Origin of the sequence: Bacillus suaedaesalsae, from assembly GCF_016890225.1 — a bacterium.
Classification (GTDB): domain Bacteria; phylum Bacillota; class Bacilli; order Bacillales; family SA4; genus Bacillus_BS; species Bacillus_BS suaedaesalsae.
The window spans coordinates 1-16,293 of the sequence record NZ_JAFELM010000033.1 but is presented as its reverse complement, the minus strand read 5'-3'; the positions used below and the strand labels follow the sequence as shown (position 1 = coordinate 16,293).

At 35.5% G+C, this 16,293-nt stretch carries 15 protein-coding genes; 13 read left to right on the top strand and 2 right to left on the bottom strand.

The annotated features are described in order from the left end of the window. The first annotated feature begins 122 nt into the window (after positions 1-122). The 11 genes from JR050_RS13405 (at position 123) to JR050_RS13360 (ending at position 12,514) form a co-directional block, all read left to right on the top strand. Positions 123-1,409, top strand: a complete 1,287-nt coding sequence (locus JR050_RS13405) for an IS110 family RNA-guided transposase (protein ID WP_204201725.1) — start codon at positions 123-125, stop codon at positions 1,407-1,409. Between the two features lie 481 nt (positions 1,410-1,890). After that, the gene (locus tag JR050_RS13400; RefSeq protein ID WP_204204016.1) at positions 1,891-2,280 is read left to right on the top strand and encodes a hypothetical protein; all 390 of its coding nucleotides are present in this window, start codon (positions 1,891-1,893) and stop codon (positions 2,278-2,280) included. Beyond that, a complete protein-coding gene (locus tag JR050_RS13395; RefSeq protein ID WP_204204015.1) occupies positions 2,280-3,011 on the top strand; it encodes a DUF6339 family protein in 732 nt (243 codons plus the stop codon). Before JR050_RS13400 ends, JR050_RS13395 begins: the two co-directional genes overlap by 1 nt. Then, a complete protein-coding gene (locus tag JR050_RS13390; RefSeq protein WP_204204014.1) occupies positions 2,989-3,894 on the top strand; it encodes a PD-(D/E)XK motif protein in 906 nt (301 codons plus the stop codon). Before JR050_RS13395 ends, JR050_RS13390 begins: the two co-directional genes overlap by 23 nt. 180 nt (positions 3,895-4,074) lie before the next feature. Further along, positions 4,075-4,914, top strand: coding sequence for a nuclease-related domain-containing protein (locus JR050_RS13385; RefSeq protein WP_239454395.1), 840 nt, complete (start codon positions 4,075-4,077; stop codon positions 4,912-4,914). 409 nt (positions 4,915-5,323) lie between these two features. Next, positions 5,324-5,584 carry a helix-turn-helix domain-containing protein gene (locus tag JR050_RS13380; protein ID WP_204204013.1) on the top strand — a complete coding sequence of 87 codons (261 nt, stop codon included), beginning with the start codon at positions 5,324-5,326 and terminating at the stop codon, positions 5,582-5,584. A gap of 66 nt (positions 5,585-5,650) precedes the next feature. Further along, positions 5,651-6,160, top strand: a complete 510-nt coding sequence (locus tag JR050_RS13375; RefSeq protein ID WP_204204012.1) for a competence protein ComK — start codon at positions 5,651-5,653, stop codon at positions 6,158-6,160. A 102-nt stretch (positions 6,161-6,262) separates the two neighbouring features. Continuing rightward, positions 6,263-9,460 (top strand): M14 family metallopeptidase, encoded by a 3,198-nt coding sequence (locus tag JR050_RS13370; protein WP_204204011.1) that lies wholly within the window; start codon positions 6,263-6,265, stop codon positions 9,458-9,460. Positions 9,461-9,673: 213 nt separating this feature from the next. Then, a complete protein-coding gene (locus JR050_RS20350; RefSeq protein ID WP_239454394.1) occupies positions 9,674-9,781 on the top strand; it encodes a putative holin-like toxin in 108 nt (35 codons plus the stop codon). A 387-nt stretch (positions 9,782-10,168) separates the two neighbouring features. Further along, positions 10,169-11,146 (top strand): glycine-rich domain-containing protein, encoded by a 978-nt coding sequence (locus JR050_RS13365; protein ID WP_239454393.1) that lies wholly within the window; start codon positions 10,169-10,171, stop codon positions 11,144-11,146. A 213-nt stretch (positions 11,147-11,359) separates the two neighbouring features. Beyond that, positions 11,360-12,514: a sensor histidine kinase gene (locus tag JR050_RS13360; RefSeq protein WP_204204009.1), complete on the top strand. Its 1,155-nt coding sequence runs from the start codon at positions 11,360-11,362 to the stop codon at positions 12,512-12,514. Between the two features lie 857 nt (positions 12,515-13,371). Here the strand turns inward: JR050_RS13360 and JR050_RS13355 are convergent. Together JR050_RS13355 and JR050_RS13350 are read right to left on the bottom strand one after the other, a co-directional pair. Beyond that, a complete protein-coding gene (locus JR050_RS13355; protein ID WP_204204008.1) occupies positions 13,372-13,917 on the bottom strand; it encodes a CBO0543 family protein in 546 nt (181 codons plus the stop codon). A gap of 285 nt (positions 13,918-14,202) precedes the next feature. Next, the gene (locus JR050_RS13350) at positions 14,203-14,964 is read right to left on the bottom strand and encodes an MBL fold metallo-hydrolase (protein ID WP_204204007.1); all 762 of its coding nucleotides are present in this window, start codon (positions 14,962-14,964) and stop codon (positions 14,203-14,205) included. A 118-nt stretch (positions 14,965-15,082) separates the two neighbouring features. On the opposite strand from JR050_RS13350, the gene JR050_RS13345 reads away from it, so the two are divergent. Together JR050_RS13345 and JR050_RS20345 are read left to right on the top strand one after the other, a co-directional pair. Continuing rightward, a complete protein-coding gene (locus tag JR050_RS13345) occupies positions 15,083-15,499 on the top strand; it encodes a winged helix-turn-helix transcriptional regulator (RefSeq protein ID WP_204204006.1) in 417 nt (138 codons plus the stop codon). A gap of 185 nt (positions 15,500-15,684) precedes the next feature. Further along, positions 15,685-15,789 carry a putative holin-like toxin gene (locus JR050_RS20345; RefSeq protein WP_239454392.1) on the top strand — a complete coding sequence of 35 codons (105 nt, stop codon included), beginning with the start codon at positions 15,685-15,687 and terminating at the stop codon, positions 15,787-15,789. The last annotated feature ends 504 nt before the right edge of the window (positions 15,790-16,293 follow it).

Genomic DNA, 16,293 nt, shown 5'->3' with positions numbered 1-16,293 from the left:
GGAAGCATTCCTGTAATGATTAAAAATGGCATTTGAACATAAAAATAACCTCTTGGTATGATATAAGTGTCCTAAGCTTGCCGGCAAAAAGGACAAATCATATATTCCAGGAGGCTTTCAAAATGAATTATAACCAAAATAATAAGATTGCTCAAATTACTTCTCAAACACTAATTATAGGTGTTGATATTGCGAAATTCAAGCACGTAGCTCGTGCGCAGGACTATAGAGGTTTGGAGTTTGGTAAACCTCTATACTTTGGAAATGCGAGAGATAGTTTTGATAGATTTGTTGAATGGATTAAAGAGATACAGGATCAACAAAACATGAATAAAGTAATCATTGGTGTTGAACCTACTGGACACTACTGGCTAAATTTAGCCCATTATCTAAAGGGTACTGACTTCAAGTTAGTAGTTGTCAATCCAGCTCATGTTAAGAAGACAAAGGAATTAGATGATAATTCCCCAACTAAGAATGATGTGAAAGATGCAAAGGTCATTGCCCAATTAGTGAAAGACGGAAGATACGCTGAACCTAATATTCCAGAAGGAATATATGCCGATCTTAGAATCGCTAGAAAAATACGCGATCAATTATCCGTCGACCTACAAGCGGTACAAGGGCAAATTCACAATTGGATTGACCGATATTTCCCTGAATTCCTAACAGTCTTTAAAGATTGGGAGGGGCTTTCTGCTCTACAAATATTAAAGCTAAATCTACTACCACATGAGTTAGCTGAACTCCCTGATCAAGAGTTATTAGCTCATATTAGGAAAGCTGCAAAACGTGCAGTGGGTATAAGTAGAATAAAAGAATTAAAGAAGGTGGCCGGCGTTTCAATCGGAATCCGTGAGGGTTCAGATTTGGCCAAATTAGAGTTAAGCACGTTGTTAGATAAGTATGAACTCATTACTAAAAAGTTTGAACAACTAGAGGTTAAAAGGGACGAGCTATTAGAACAAATACCAGGAGTGCACCAAATGCTAGCGATTACTGGGATAGGAAAAGATACGATAGCTGGGTTCTTTGCAGAGATTGGAGATTTACGTTATTACTCACATCCAAGGCAAATCATTAAACTTGCAGGATTAAGCTTGATGGAACACACATCAGGAAAACATAAGGGACAAACCAGAATAACCAAAAGAGGCAGGAGAAACCTAAGAGCCCTTTTGTTTAGAGTCATTATGCCCCTTGTAGCTAAGAATTCTGCTTTTAAAGCCTTACATGAATACTATACAAAGCGACCTGATAATCCATTAAAAAAGATGCAGTCACTGATCGCTTTATGTAATAAATTGATACGAGTGTTATTTGCAATAGGTAAGAAACAATTTGTGTTTAGTGAAGAAAGAATGTTGAAGGATATTCCTCATATGGCTGAATTGCCAAAAGTAGCTTAGAATTCTCGATATAACGTATAAATCATGCTTTTATAGTAGTTAATCTCAATAATTAATAGACATTTGAAGCACGGATTAGTCAGTAAAACAACTAAAATACGGACATAGATCCTGTCGGGAAGCATAACTGACATCTACCTCATGGAAAGGTTGGACGAAGGAATTTTGGAGCATAGACTCTGTGAGATATGGGAGGGTTGACCTCCATGAGAAATGTAGACATCCACCAGTGCGACCATACTTTAACTGGATTTCCACCTTTTGGATTAAGGTGGCTTGGGTACCTACAGTCTTTTTTGCTTCTCAACTCCAAAATTTAACTAAAATACAACTTTATCCCATGTTATTAAAGTCTATTAAATATGGATGACTATGAAATCGTGAGAAAAAACGAGAAATCGAGAGATTTACCTTTCTATATAGAGGGAGGTTAGTAGAATGGATTGTCATATTAGATGGTTCCGGCTCTACATTCCCAATCGTGATTGTAAATGAACCTAATAAACCTTTATGGTATGTCGATTTCAATTATTCGGAACCATTAGTAGAGCCGTTCGATAAAGAGTATATTGCTATTTATTTAAATAAAGCACATATTGCATTTCCATCAGTTCAAAAACCAAAAACAAAGATTGATCAAGCATTGTATATTGAGTTTTTATCAAGTGCCCTGCAGCTTGTCTTACAAAACTTGATGGAATGTCCTGACTGGCAGGATATTCAAGACGGGAGAAACTGCGAAGAAGGCTCTATTGGAGAAGTCATGTATTATTTCAAAACAACTTTTGGCTGGGATTTTGATACCCCAGAAAAACTTGCAATATCTCTTCGCAAAGATTTAGAGAAAAGAATAAAGTTGGGTGAAATGTAGTGTGGGAAAATGTTACTTATACAAAAGCACAAGCAAAATTTAAATATCAACAAATTGAAGCAGAGCCACAAAACTGTTCTCCACGCCTAGTAAAGCCACCTTTTGACAAACTTAGAGAAATTATGATAAACGAAGCAAATACCTTTCTAAAGAATGAAATGAAGAAAATTAACTCTTATGCATTTGATTTACACATGGGTCTAATTTTGTACCGAGTGCTTAAAGAAGAATACCTCTTTAACGAAAGATTAGCAGCTCAAGATGAGATTTGGCGTTTTTTATCTTTAGAAGTATTCCCGGATTTAGTGTTTGAACGATCCGGAATGAATGATCTACGATTTTATAAGGGAACACGCCGAATTTGGTTGAGAAGTATTTGGTGGTATATTCATCTTTCTTGGCAAGGATCAGAGGAATTAACTTTTGCTACATTAAAAGATAATACATCAGATGAAATTATGCAGCTGATTGACCGTTCGGGTAGTGGGGGTTATCGTGTGGAATTAACGCGCGAATTAATGCGTCAGTATAAATTGTATGCTAGTAGCAATATTCCAAAGCTATTTAGGCGAGTACTGAAATTAAACACGGCTCGGTTAAATATGATCGAACCTAGTTTAGTAGAAGGTGGCATAAAAGCATACGTTACAAATTTGTATGATTATTTCTTAAATGATGTCAACAAAATTAGAGAAACGAGTTCAGTATATGCAAACATTACAAAAAATTAGAAATGGTTTTGCTTATTTAAGAACTTCAGCAAAACCGTCCATTACATTAAAAGAACAATATTATTGGATTGTAAAAATTGATGGTATGCAAGGTGTGGCAATTGAAATCTCTTCAGATAAACATGTAAATGAGAAGTTTGCAAACATATCATATTTTACAAAAGAATATGTGGTAGCGGGTGAAGAACTTCATTTACTAATGTTATTATCCGATCAAACCAAGTTATTAGATGATTTTGCAATTATTTGTGCAGGCTTTTTAGAAAAGGTTCTAGATTCAGAGCATTATCTAGAAATTCAACAAAATCCGATTTCATGGTGGCATGTAATGAAAGAACTGCTGGGTAATGCAAATATTGATAAAGCGGCATATAGTGTATTAGCTGAAATGCTTACTTATTATTACTTGTTGAAGAAAGGAAAAGAAGTGTCTTGGGTAGGGCCTTTTGGAGGTACAGTTGATTTTAATAGTGAGGATGGTTCCTATGAGGTAAAATCGACAATAGCACGTTATGGATCAAATATAATAATTAATAGTCAATATCAGTTAAGGGCAAAGTACGTGTTATATTTTCGATTTGAGCCAAATTTATACGGAGTGTCAATCCAAGATTTGGCTACACAATTATTAGATTTGGCAGTGGAAAAAACAGAAATTGAACGTGCTCTTGAAAAGCTAAAATATCCAATTGGCAGTGAAATTCGTACAAAAAAATATCGACTGCTCGAAGTGAAAAGATATGAAGTAAATGATAGCTTTCCTAAGATTGTACCAGAGAGCTTCTTAGGTGGACAATTGCCTCAACATATTACTGAAATAAGTTATAAAATAGATCTTGATGGTTTAAGAGCAGAAGTAATAGACTTAAAGGAATTTATGTAGAAGCTATATCGTTTTGTTCATTTACCTAGCAATAATCTTTAGTACCTAATTAAAATAACGCAATTATCCATATTATTATAATTTGTAAGTATTGATTGAATAGGCATTTCGAAAGGAAGAGTATGAATATACCATTGAACTAACTCCGAATATAAATAATAAAATATACGGTGATCAAATTTGAGAAAGTTACTAGATTTATTTAAGAAAAAAGAAAATGAAAATAAAACTACAGAAATGCATCCTAGTCCAAAGCAAAAAACTACTGAACATACAGCAGTTCGCAAAGGCGAAATAGGCGAATATAAAATTGATATTCAACTTGATCAACTTCCTAAGGAATATAAACACTTAAGTGATTTATTAGTGGAGAATCCGAGATCTAAGTCTGGATTCTCACAAATTGATCATGTTATTATTACTCCCTTTGGCATTTTTGTCATTGAGACAAAGAATTATCAAGGGACAATTTATGGTGGAAAGGAAAGAAAGACTTGGTCTGTAAATGGTAAGTTTAAGATGATGAATCCTTTCGTACAAAACTATGGGCACATTCAAGCATTAAAACAATTCATTGATTCCAAGTACCATCATTTATTTATCTCAATGGTTTCCTTTACCAAACGATCTACTTTTAAGTTAGATGAGTTAGATATAAGACAAATTGGTTCTAATGACTTAATTGTGTATGATGTTGAATTGTCCGACTTCATTCATCGAAAAGTGTCAGTACAAAAGATTCATCATAAGGAACCTCTTATCTCCGAGACTGAAATAAATGCAATATATCAAACTCTTCAGGAAATCAATATTACAGATACTAATGATAGGGAATTGCATGTAAAAGTTCTTAAAGGCGAAGTTGACAGTCCAAACGAAGGTGATCAAGTATTAAAAGTAGAAGCTGTTTGCGCTACATGTAACAAACAAGTGTCAGAAAAAGTAAGGGCATTTTGTTTATCTAATAAAAAGTTTAATGGAAAGATATATTGTTTTGAGCATCAAAAAATAAGTAAATAGTATAAATTCAAGTTAACAGCATTAAAGAATATGAATTATGATTTGAAGACAACTACAGAAATAAAGAGGAACCATTGTATATTGCAAAATAGAACTATGTAAAAATATTAAAGAAGCCTAGAAAGAGAGACCATTAAGAAAGACCATTGTCCTAATTGTGTCAGCAAGTTAACCGTTAAAAAGGTAAATAACTGCATGTTTAAAGGATGTAAAAATTATCTTTCTGTATAGATACAACTGCGCAGTAAAAAAGAACGTTTTCAAGTTTCTATTATGAAACCCGAAAACGTTCTTTTTATATTCTTCCAAAAAAATAATGCTTTTTAAAAATTGTCACAAAATGCAACGTATACGTTGTGTAACTTTTTTCTATCTCACTAGATAATTGGGTTCAAAGGAGATAGAGCCGATGTCAGATAAGGACCAATTATTAACTAAGTTAATAGGTGAGAAGATCCGTGAAGCGAGACAAGCTATTACTGTTAATCAGGAAGAGTTTGCGCACAGGATTGGCATTCACCGGAACAATTTAGGTAGAATTGAACGTGGCCTCAGTCTGCCCAAAGGAATTACCATTGCTAAGATGATTACAGAGTGGGACATTGACATAACCAAAATTGTTCAGGAAGCCAGTGCTGAAGTGAAGCTTCTATTCCCTGATGAAGAGTAACAAATACTTATCTGATCCACAACATTTCCTTTTATAGACTAATAGAAGGAGAGTACCGATTTACCCATGAAAGAACTAAAACACTACGAAATATCCCCAACAACGCTCGCAATCCTACCTGCATACCATGCTACATATGCATCAAAAATCTTAGATCTCCAAGGTGAATTTTATTGTAAAGAAACTCCCATGAAACTCATTGAACATGCCTGTCTAGAAGGTGGCTCCTCGCTAGAAGGAAGAAGAAAAGCCCTTCGTCATAAGTTGTCCTTTCATCAATATCCACCCATACCAATCAATCCACTAGAAGACATTTATGCATTTCCAACGTGTTCACCTGAAAGCTATGAATGTATCTGGCTCTTTTACGAACACATCCTTCATTTACAACCACACCATCAATCTACCATTGTTACCTTCCATAACCACCAAACACTTGAAGTTCACATTTCGATAGCTGTTATGAAAAAGCAAATGTCTCGAACGGAATCTTGTATCGTGGCGTTTAGTCGGCCAAGACTGAGAAAGTTTATGTTCTATCAAACTAGTTCAACTACCACGTCAAATTTTGTCTAATCCACAAAGAGTTTTGTCGAGTGAAAAGTATTTCAAATCCCGAAATATTCTGTTATGTTAATTTGATAGAAGTTCCTAATATGGCAAAGGAAGGATGGTTTTATGAGAAAATATCTTGCTGTATGGTTAGCGGCTCTATTATTGCTATCGATTGCTGTTCCAACGTCGCTCCCTGTAGAAGTAAATGGGGAAGAAAACAATGTGGTGAAGCTCGAGACGAGTAGATCTTTATTTTCTCTGACAGAAGCTCGAACCGTTGAGGTAAGTGCTGATTTCGGTGATGATGTTGACTTAGAAAACCTCCAGTGGCAATTTGGTGGAAAGAGTTTGAACGAATGGAAAAGCTGGAATTCATCTGAAGGCAAATTTACAGGTGCACCTTTTATCAAAGTTATTCAGGAACCTCATTTTATAGAAGGAACGACAACTGTAAAGGCAACACTCCAGTTTGGATTACTTTTTAATACAGACAATTTATCACCAAGAAGCCTTCGAACGCTTTATCCGCAGTTTATAGGAAACTATGAATTAGCATTACTGAATTCAGACAATGGAGCAAAGGCTGCGACTACAGTAAAACTTAATGTATATGATGAATTTTTACTATTCGATGAAATCAAGCCAGCAATTGATGAAGTCTTTGAGCAAGCAAAATCAGATGACACCAATAATCGATACTTAGAGTACCAAAGTTTAGGAAAGTCAGTAGAAGGACGTGATCTTCACTTCGTGATACTGGCAAAAAATAAAGCTGCCGTTGACAAGTACTTAAACGAAACATTACCAACTGCTTTAGAAAACCCTGAAAGCGTTCTGAAGAAATTAGAAAATGGGTCAATGGGTGAGTATCAGGTGCCAATTTGGATCAACAATATTCATCCAGATGAAGTAGAAGGTGTCGATGCGCAGGTTGAACTTCTAAAGAAGTTTGCACTTGAGGAAGAGGTCACCTTTAAAACAACTGGTGAAGATCAACAGGAAAAAACAGTCAACTTGAATGTAAATGATGTGTTAGATGATGTAATTTTCTTATACATGTTTACAAACAATCCTGATGGAAGGGTAGCCAATACACGAGCAAATGCAAACGGCTTCGATTTAAATCGAGACAATACGTATCAAACACAAGTAGAAACTCGCGCTGTGACGGAAGTGATTGCAAAGTGGACACCACTTTCATTTCTAGATATGCACGGGTATGTAAACGGATTTTTAATTGAACCTACAACTCCACCACATAACCCGAACTTCGAGTATGATTTGCTTTACCCTAACATGATTGACCAAGCACATAGTATGGGTCAAGCGGGTATTGGGAATTCAAATCTGGATTCATATTTTATCCCTGCGCTAACGTGGAAAGATGGCTGGGATGATATGACACCAGCGTATACGGCAATTTATGCGATGCTTCATGGTTCTCTTGGTCATACGATTGAAGTTCCTGCGTTAAGTCAGGATTCTTATCGAGCGATGGAAGGGACAGGACTTGGAGCTACCTTATTTGTAACAGAAAATAAGGATGAATTGTATAAAAAGCAGCTTGAGATTTTCAAGCGTGGAGTCAATGGAGAAGATAACACAGCAGTTGATGAGTATTATATTAATGCTGCAGGAGAAAAAATTGGACGTGTAAGAGGTGAAAATGAAAATTTCTTCCCTGATTACTATGTGATTCCAGTTGATGAAGTAGAACAGAAAAACAGCCTGGAAGCACATAAAATGGTGGAATATTTACTTCGTAACGGTGTAAAGGTAGAGCAAACCACAAAAAGTATGAAAGTAGATGGAACTCAGTTTCCTAAAGGGACGTTTGTCGTTTCGATGAATCAAGCAAAACGCGGATTTGTCAATGCAGTACTGTACAAAGGTGATAATGTGTCAGACTGGGGTGCGATGTACGATCCAGTTGTCGTTAATTTCCCTGCACTACGAGGATTTGATGTGCATGATATTCGTGAAAAAGGCGCTTTTGACAAAAATACGAAGAAAGTAGAACAGGTAACAATTCCTACTGGAAATATGGTTGGAAATACACCTAAACAAGTATTAACGAATACAAACAATGAAACTATTATTCTAGTAAATGAACTTCTAAAGAATGGGAAAGTAGTAGAAGTCGCAACCGAAACGAAAGGGAAAGTCAGCAAAGGAGACTATATAGTACGTACTAAGGATTTGGAACCTTATAAAACAAAGTACTACTTTGAAGCAGCTCCTCTAGGCACATCCAATCATGTGAAGACAAATCAATTGAAACAACCAAAAGTAGCAGCGCTCGGAACGGCACAATTGAAGTTTTCATTAAAAGAGCTAGGATTTAAGCTTGTAGCACAGGAAGAAGCGGATGTTATTGTAAGTGATAGCAGCAGTCTAAATCCAGCTTCCTTGGATGGAAAATCATTTGTTGGAATTGGAATAAACGGTCTGAATGCGGTAAAGAGAAGCGGATTACTACCTGGATACAATTTCAACTACACGAGACCAGGTCATGAAGGTCTGATTAAGGCAGAGGTTAATGACCATTTACTCACTTCGGGTTACCAAAAGGATGAGCTTCTTTATACAACAAATGGTGCATGGATTTCGTCCGTACCTCAAGAGGCAGAAGTATTAGCAAGCTTCAGTGACAGTGAGAACTTCTATGTTTCCGGTTGGTGGCCAGGAAACGAGAAGGCGAAAGGTCAATATATGGCCTTTACTCAGCAGTTAGAAAATACGTCTATTACTTTATTCGCCAATGACTTAGCATTTAGAGCACATACACAATTCAGCTACCGTTTATTAGCGAATAGTATCTTTGCCGGAGTTGTCACAGAGGTACCGAAGAAGGGTAAAGGAAAAGAACTAACTCTTGAGAAGAAAATCACCAAATCAAAAGATGAAAAGGGAAGAAACAAAATTACTGCAACCGTTGACGTAAATGCGCTAGTAGCCGCTGCAAAATCAAAAGATAAGGTGGACTTCTTTACGATCGCTGTTGAACAAGGCGATGTTATGGAAGTACAAATTCCAGCTCATGTTATAAATCAGCTGAAAAACGCACAACCAAACGCTAAAATCAACGTTCAAACAGCACAAGGCTCATATGTATTACCATTAGGTGATATCGTATTAGGTGGAGTAAGTATGGATTCAACCATCTCTATCACAATTACGGTAGATGAAGAAAACTACGGAAAACAAAAAGATTCAAATGAACTAGTATATGAAGTAAGTCATGTTCATGTCTCGGCTATAAAAGGGGATAAACCTGTTGAGATTACTAGCTTTAGAACCTTTACAGAAATTTTTGAGTAATAGAATATAGTTCAAAAAAGGTTCTCATTTCAAGATGAGAACCTTTCTTTTTGTATTATTCAGTTACTTAATTTGAGAACACATAAAGAAATTTTATACTAATATCCTATAAATAAGAACAAATGTTCCGATTCGTGGTATAATACATCTAACAACTACATAAACGCAGGTAGACGGTTAGCCACTTCCTTTCTAGAAGGGAGGTGGAATAGAATGACTACATATGAAGCATTATCACTAGTAAGTCAATTTAACTTGGTACTTCTAGGAGTTATCACAATAGTAGTCATGTTGTTCGTCGCAAATAATAAAAAGAAGTAACCGTCTAGCCTCACCAAGGTAACAGACGATTACTTCTTTTCGTATGACAACATACTTTGGCTAACCGCTTCAAGCGGTTTGTAGTTGCTGATCAGGTGCGCCAACACCTGATCTCTTTTTAATATATGTTAATTATATCTAATTATTTTATTTTTATCAAATCTTGCAATTGCTTATGATCTTCCAACCTTAGAAAGTCCCATTCATGAGAGGTGAAAAAATTGACGTAATTTGAAACATAATCACTTGTTAGTAAACAGGGAGTAAACGGAACTATTAATATACAAATTCTTAAAATATTTGTACAATGATTGAAACCAATCACAGCGTAAATCGTATATATTAGTAAGAACCTGGTGTTTGAGCATGAAAAAGGGGGTATTAAAAATGACGGGTCTCATTATAGGAGCAGTCGTGATCGGATTTTTAGTTATAGTAGGTAGCACTTTATCTTCTTCGAAAGGAAGAAAAGCACCTTTAAAAAATGATCCCATTCCAGAGCAGCTCGGAATATACAATGAAAAGGCATTGGTAATTGTTGAAAAGCTAAATCAGACGTTAAAACCTGGGTATATCGATAATGTGAAAAATCGCGTTCTTCAAAATCATCCTAAGTGGAAAGATCATGAGTTTGATTGGGGAATGTTTGAGTTGAAGCGTTATTTTGTGATGAACAGTTTATTAAAGTCTGTTCCGATGTTTAGTCATAATGTAGATGAAATTTGGCATGAGATGCTGATGTTTACGAGAGAGTACGAGGACTTTTCGAAGAAGTTTTATCATGATATGCTGCATCACATGCCGAACATGGACAGTACTCCAATACCTGGGGAGAGGGCATTTTTTGATTGGGTGTATTTAAGTTTATTTGAATCGACTCCTAACAGCAGAGCTATTTGGGGGCAATTTTTACAAAACCCGATTAAGCGTGAGATTTTAGATGACTTTCGCTTATTGTCAGAAGTAGAGCTGATGTCCAAATACTTTAGAAATAACGATGACTGGGTGGATGTAAAGAAGTATTTAATTTCGAAATTAAAGAATGAAATCAACGATGCGCATCAAGTAAAACAAGGTAATAAGAAGTTTGCTTCAGTTACTTCTACAAATGAAGCTCACATCTATGGGTATGCAGCGTCTGCAGCTGTATTATATTCCCTTTATGATGACGATGATTTTCAGGATCATATGAGTGAAGTCGTTCCAGAAGAATACTACAACAAACATGACCATTCGAGTGGTGGATCTGCTTGCTCTGGATTTGCTTGTGGAACGGGATTTGGTGATTCTGGAGACAGTAGTGGAGGCGGCGATTCTGGAGGAACAAGCTGTTCGAGCTGCGGAGGCGGTTGTGGTAGTAGTTGATTATTTGTTAAATACAAGAAAGCAGAAATTCGACTATCATTCGATTTTCTGCTTTTTTTACATTTTTTTTATGATGGAACTTGTTAATAAGCAGAATACCGCTTGCACTTTACCAGATCGAACAACCAAATAATAGTAATAAAGTTTATATTTACTATTTAATAATATACTGTAAAATATATTAGAAATTAAATAATTTTAGTAGGTGCAGCCATGGAGCAAGTAAGCTGGTTAAAAGATTTTGAAAATGAGAATAAAGAGGTAATACTAGATCGTTGGATCAGTTTGATCGAGGAAAACTTTCCTGGTTTGTACAACCATAATGATTTAAGAAAAAATGGAAGAATCTACTTTCAATTATTGATAGATATACATAATCCTTTAGATAACCACAGGTTCTATCACATCATTCCTGACATGTGTGAGTATCATTCGAAAATCAATACACCCATTGAACACATACTTCACTCCTCTCATCTATGGAGAGAGGCTGTTTCTACTTGCGTCTGGGATTACTTCGAAGTGAAAAAGTTAGCTTTATCTAACGTTACGAGTGTACTAGGATCACTACATAAACGAATCGACCAAGCACAAAGACATATTAGTCGCATTTATATAAACAAAGCAGAAGAAATTATTGATGAAAGAGAAAGAGAGATACAACGACTACATAACGACCGTTTAAATTTACTCGGAAAAATGGGTGCCAATATGGCTCATGAAATTCGAAATCCTTTAACAGCTATCGATGGATTTCATAAACTCATTCGTTCTGAATTACCGCTAGATTCCATGGAGCGAGTAAGTAAATACATGGATATTATAGATAGAGAACTTGCGGGACTGTATCGACAAATTACCGGTTTTTTAAGCTTTTCTAAAAATAATGGAATCGAAGAACCGTATAGTGAGTATGAAAGTCATGATTTTCTTCAGTCGGTAGTTGACCTTGTCTATCCGAAATGTATTGATGAAAATATTGAACTAGTGTTAGAAACTGATGTTTCATTTACCATAGTTGTACAAAAAATCGCCATACAGCAGGTATTATCTAATTTAATCAACAATGCAATAGAGGAACTGAATTCTGTGTCTTATCTTAAAAGAATCATCTTACGTACCAATCAAGATGAAGAAAACTACTATATTAGTGTTATCGATAACGGTAATGGAATTGAACCTGATGTACAAGAGAAAATATTTGAACCATTTGTGACCGGTAAGGCAAACGGAACAGGACTTGGCTTGTCGATATGTAAACAGCTACTGGAAAAAAATGAAGGTGATTTAACATTCACGTCTAAAAAAGGTGAAACAATTTTTACGATTTCTCTAAAAAAAGAGTGCAGTTTGAAAGTAGCTAAATAGAGTCGTAATGAATTTGCTGAAAAAAGGTTAGAAGCAGAAATTGGTGTAGGGGTCATCCGGTTTCTGTTTTTTTGTAAAGATAAACGGAGGAGATTACAAGACAACGAAACTACCAATGCTGTAAGTGGGTAGCATTCTTAGTTGTTGTAGGTATGAAATATACAATCCAATACTCGAACAAGCGTTCTGTTCGTGCTATAATATATGTAACAACTACATAAAAGCAAGTAGACGGTTAGCCACTTTCCTTTTAGAGAAGGGAGGTGGAATAAAATGACGACATACGAAGGATTATCACTAGTAAGTCAATTTAACTTAGTACTTCTAGGAGTTATGACAATAGTGGTTATGTTGTTCGTCCAAAATAAAAAGAAGTAACCGTCTAACCCTCCCAAGGAAACGACGATTACTTCTTTTTAGTATATAACCACAAACTTTGGGCTAACCGTTTCTTTCAAGGTTTGTAGTTGCCGATCAGGTGTTCAAGCACCTGATCTCTTTTTTAGTATATGTACATTATATATAATTATTTTATTAATATCAAACAAATAGAGCGTTTGTTCTGTATATAATTCGAGCTGCTATAATGTTAGTCACTTTCGCCATACGAAGCATTATCACTAGTAAGTCAATTTAACTTAGTACTTCTAGGAGTTATTACAATAGTGGTTATGTTGTTTGTCGAAAAGAAAAAGAAGTAACCGTCCAACCTCGCCAGGAACAAGACAGTTACTTCTCTTTGATTTACAACAAAAATAGTTGTTGATCAGGTGTAACTACACCTGATTTTCTTTTCATTGTATGTTCATTCTATATTATGTTTATCATTTAGGTCATGTATCTATATGAAAATACTCTCAATTTATTTCTATAAATTCCTTTCTAGTGGTTAACCAATGGGCTAGTAGATAAATTATTATGTAGATAGGAACTGAATAAAAAATACGCCAATTTTCCATTTTGTATATATCAGTTAATACAATGAGTGGTTCTCCTATAAAAGATGTAAAAAAACCAAATATAAAAGCCTTTTTAATAGGAGAGTAGTGAGGTTTGAATTGTATTAAGCTCATAATAACAACTGGCAAAAGTGCTAAATCGTAAGGGACATATGCGGGTATAGTTGGAAAAACCTCATATCTATAAGACCACAGTCCTAATTGTACTCCGAGAGCATCTAAGGTAACAGAGACAGTCATTACAAAAAAGCCTGCTAACAATAACCGATATCTACTTTCTTTATTGTGAAATTTAATCCAAAACAACCAAGTAAGAATAGAAATTGTTACCCCAAACCACCAACGCCAAGAGAAAACAACCTCATGTTGCCAAAGGTCAATTACTTTGTTTACAATTTCTTGGGTTTCATTAGCGTGTGTATCCATTTTTTCAATTGTAGTCAAATAAGCTCACCTTATTCTAAAATTAATTATCATTGATTTTTAGTATACTCAATATTATAGGATTCTTATACTTTTTAAATATAGTCTTGTCATAGTTATTACAATAGTGGTCATGTTGTTCGTCCAAAATAAAAAGAAGTAACCGTCTAACCCCCAAAGGTTATAGCTGGTTACTTCTTTTTAGTCTTACCACATATCTGAGCTAACTACTTCTCTCGCGGGTGTAGCCGATCAGACGCTGGGAACATCTAATCACTTTTTTATTTTCTTTACCCGTTTATATTCCTAAAATGAGTAGGAATCTCCATCATTTTGCACTAGAATATTGGATGAAATACCTTTCTCAGTAGTATACCTTTTCAATTCTGCTCGTGATAACGTCCAATGATTTACGGCCTCCATATGAACCGAAATAATTTTAGCATGAGGGGCAGCTTTCGATACTTCATAAATGTCTTCTTTTCCCATCACTAATGAACCGCCTTGCAGGAATTGATTGTCTCCTCCGTTGACGACGATGACCTCTGGGTTATGTGTTTGAATGACTTCTTGAACTCCTTCATACCAGACTGTATCGCCCGCTACATATAGAGTCTTTTCGCTAGAGTGCCCGAAAACAACACCACAAACTAGGCCAGCCATTTTCAGAATTTCTCCTCTTCCGTGCTCACCCTTTGTTTTCGTTAACGAAATATCGCCAAATACTGTATCTTTTTGTAAGACTTCAACATTTTCGAAACCGGCATTTTTAATTTCTGTCGCGTCGTTCTCATTTTGTACAAACAGTTTGATGTCTTTTGGCAATACCTTTTTGGCTTCATCATCCCAGTGGTCAAGATGTAAATGGGTGACAATGACTGCATCTACATCATCGATAATCTTGTCGATGGAAGTAGGCAGGCTTACTAGAGGGTTCAGTTCGTCTTGTCTTACTGAGTGTGGAAAAGGAGGGTAGGTTCCCTTTTCTGATAAAAACGGATCTATTAAAAACTTCTTTCCTGCATAGTGGACCACTAGTGTGGCATTTCGAATTAATGTAATATTCATGATAACAACTCCTTTTCTTTGATACAGGTATAGTTTATACTATGACCGAATAACATTGACATAGATAAAATCAAGTCTTTGTGCGTTTTTACTTGAAATGTGAAAGGAGTTGAATCAAGTGTTGGATCAAACCGATATTCGGATAATGGACGAACTATCTAAAAATAGTCGTATTACGATGAAGGAATTAGGGGAAAAAGTTCATTTGACCGGACAAGCAGCTTCAACAAGGGTTGCCAAGTTAGAGGACCAAGGGGTTATCGAGGGCTATACGATTAAAGTCAATCAAGAAAAATTGGGTTATGTTGTTCATGCAATTATACATATTTTTACGAAAAACACGAATCACCAACCATATCTATCTTTCTTAAAGAAACATGACCGATACATACTAAATAACTACAAGGTGAGTGGAGAAAGTTGTTATCTTCTCGAATGCAAACTGCCATCCAATGAAGTATTAGATGAATTTTTGACAAACTTGAGCCATTATGTGGGTTATAAATTATCGATTGTGATTAATCGGATTGGTTGAAAAGAGTCTCTATATGTAACTTACTAGAATTATAGAAAAATGGAAGCGTAGTTTCCTGGTTATTTTCCATCTTATTTAAAATTATAGAACATTCGTTCTTTCTTGTGATACAATTATCCTAACAACTACATAAAAGCAGGGTAGACGGTTAGCCACTTTCCTCATGAGAAGGGAGGTGGAATAGAATGACGACATACGAAGCATTATCACTAGTAAGTCAGTTTAATTTAGTACTCCTAGGAGTTATGACAATAGTGGTTATGTTGCTCGTCCAAAATAAAAAGAAGTAACCGTCTAGCCTCGCCAGGAACAAGCCAGTTACTTCTTTTTAGTATATAACAACAAACTCGGGCTAACCGCACAATGCGGTATGTAGTTGCCGATCAGGTGTTCCAGCACCTGATCTCTTTTTTAGTATATGTACATTATATATAATTATTTTATTAATATCAAACAAATAGAGCGTTTGTTCTGTCTATAATTCGAGCAGCTATAATGTTAGTTACTTTCCAGATACGAAGCATTATAACTAGTAAATCAATTTAACTTAGTACTTCTAGGTTTTATTACAATAGTGGTTATGTTGTTCGTCGAAAAGAAAAAGAAGTAGACGTCTTACCTCCCCAAGGTAGAAATACGCTACTTCATTTAAAATCATACAACCTCTTTGGGCTAACCGCACCATGCGGTTAGTAGTTTCCGATCAGGTGTTCCAGCACCTGATCTCTTTTTTAGTATATGTACATTATATATAATTATTTTATTAATATCAAACAAATAGAGCGTTTGTTCTG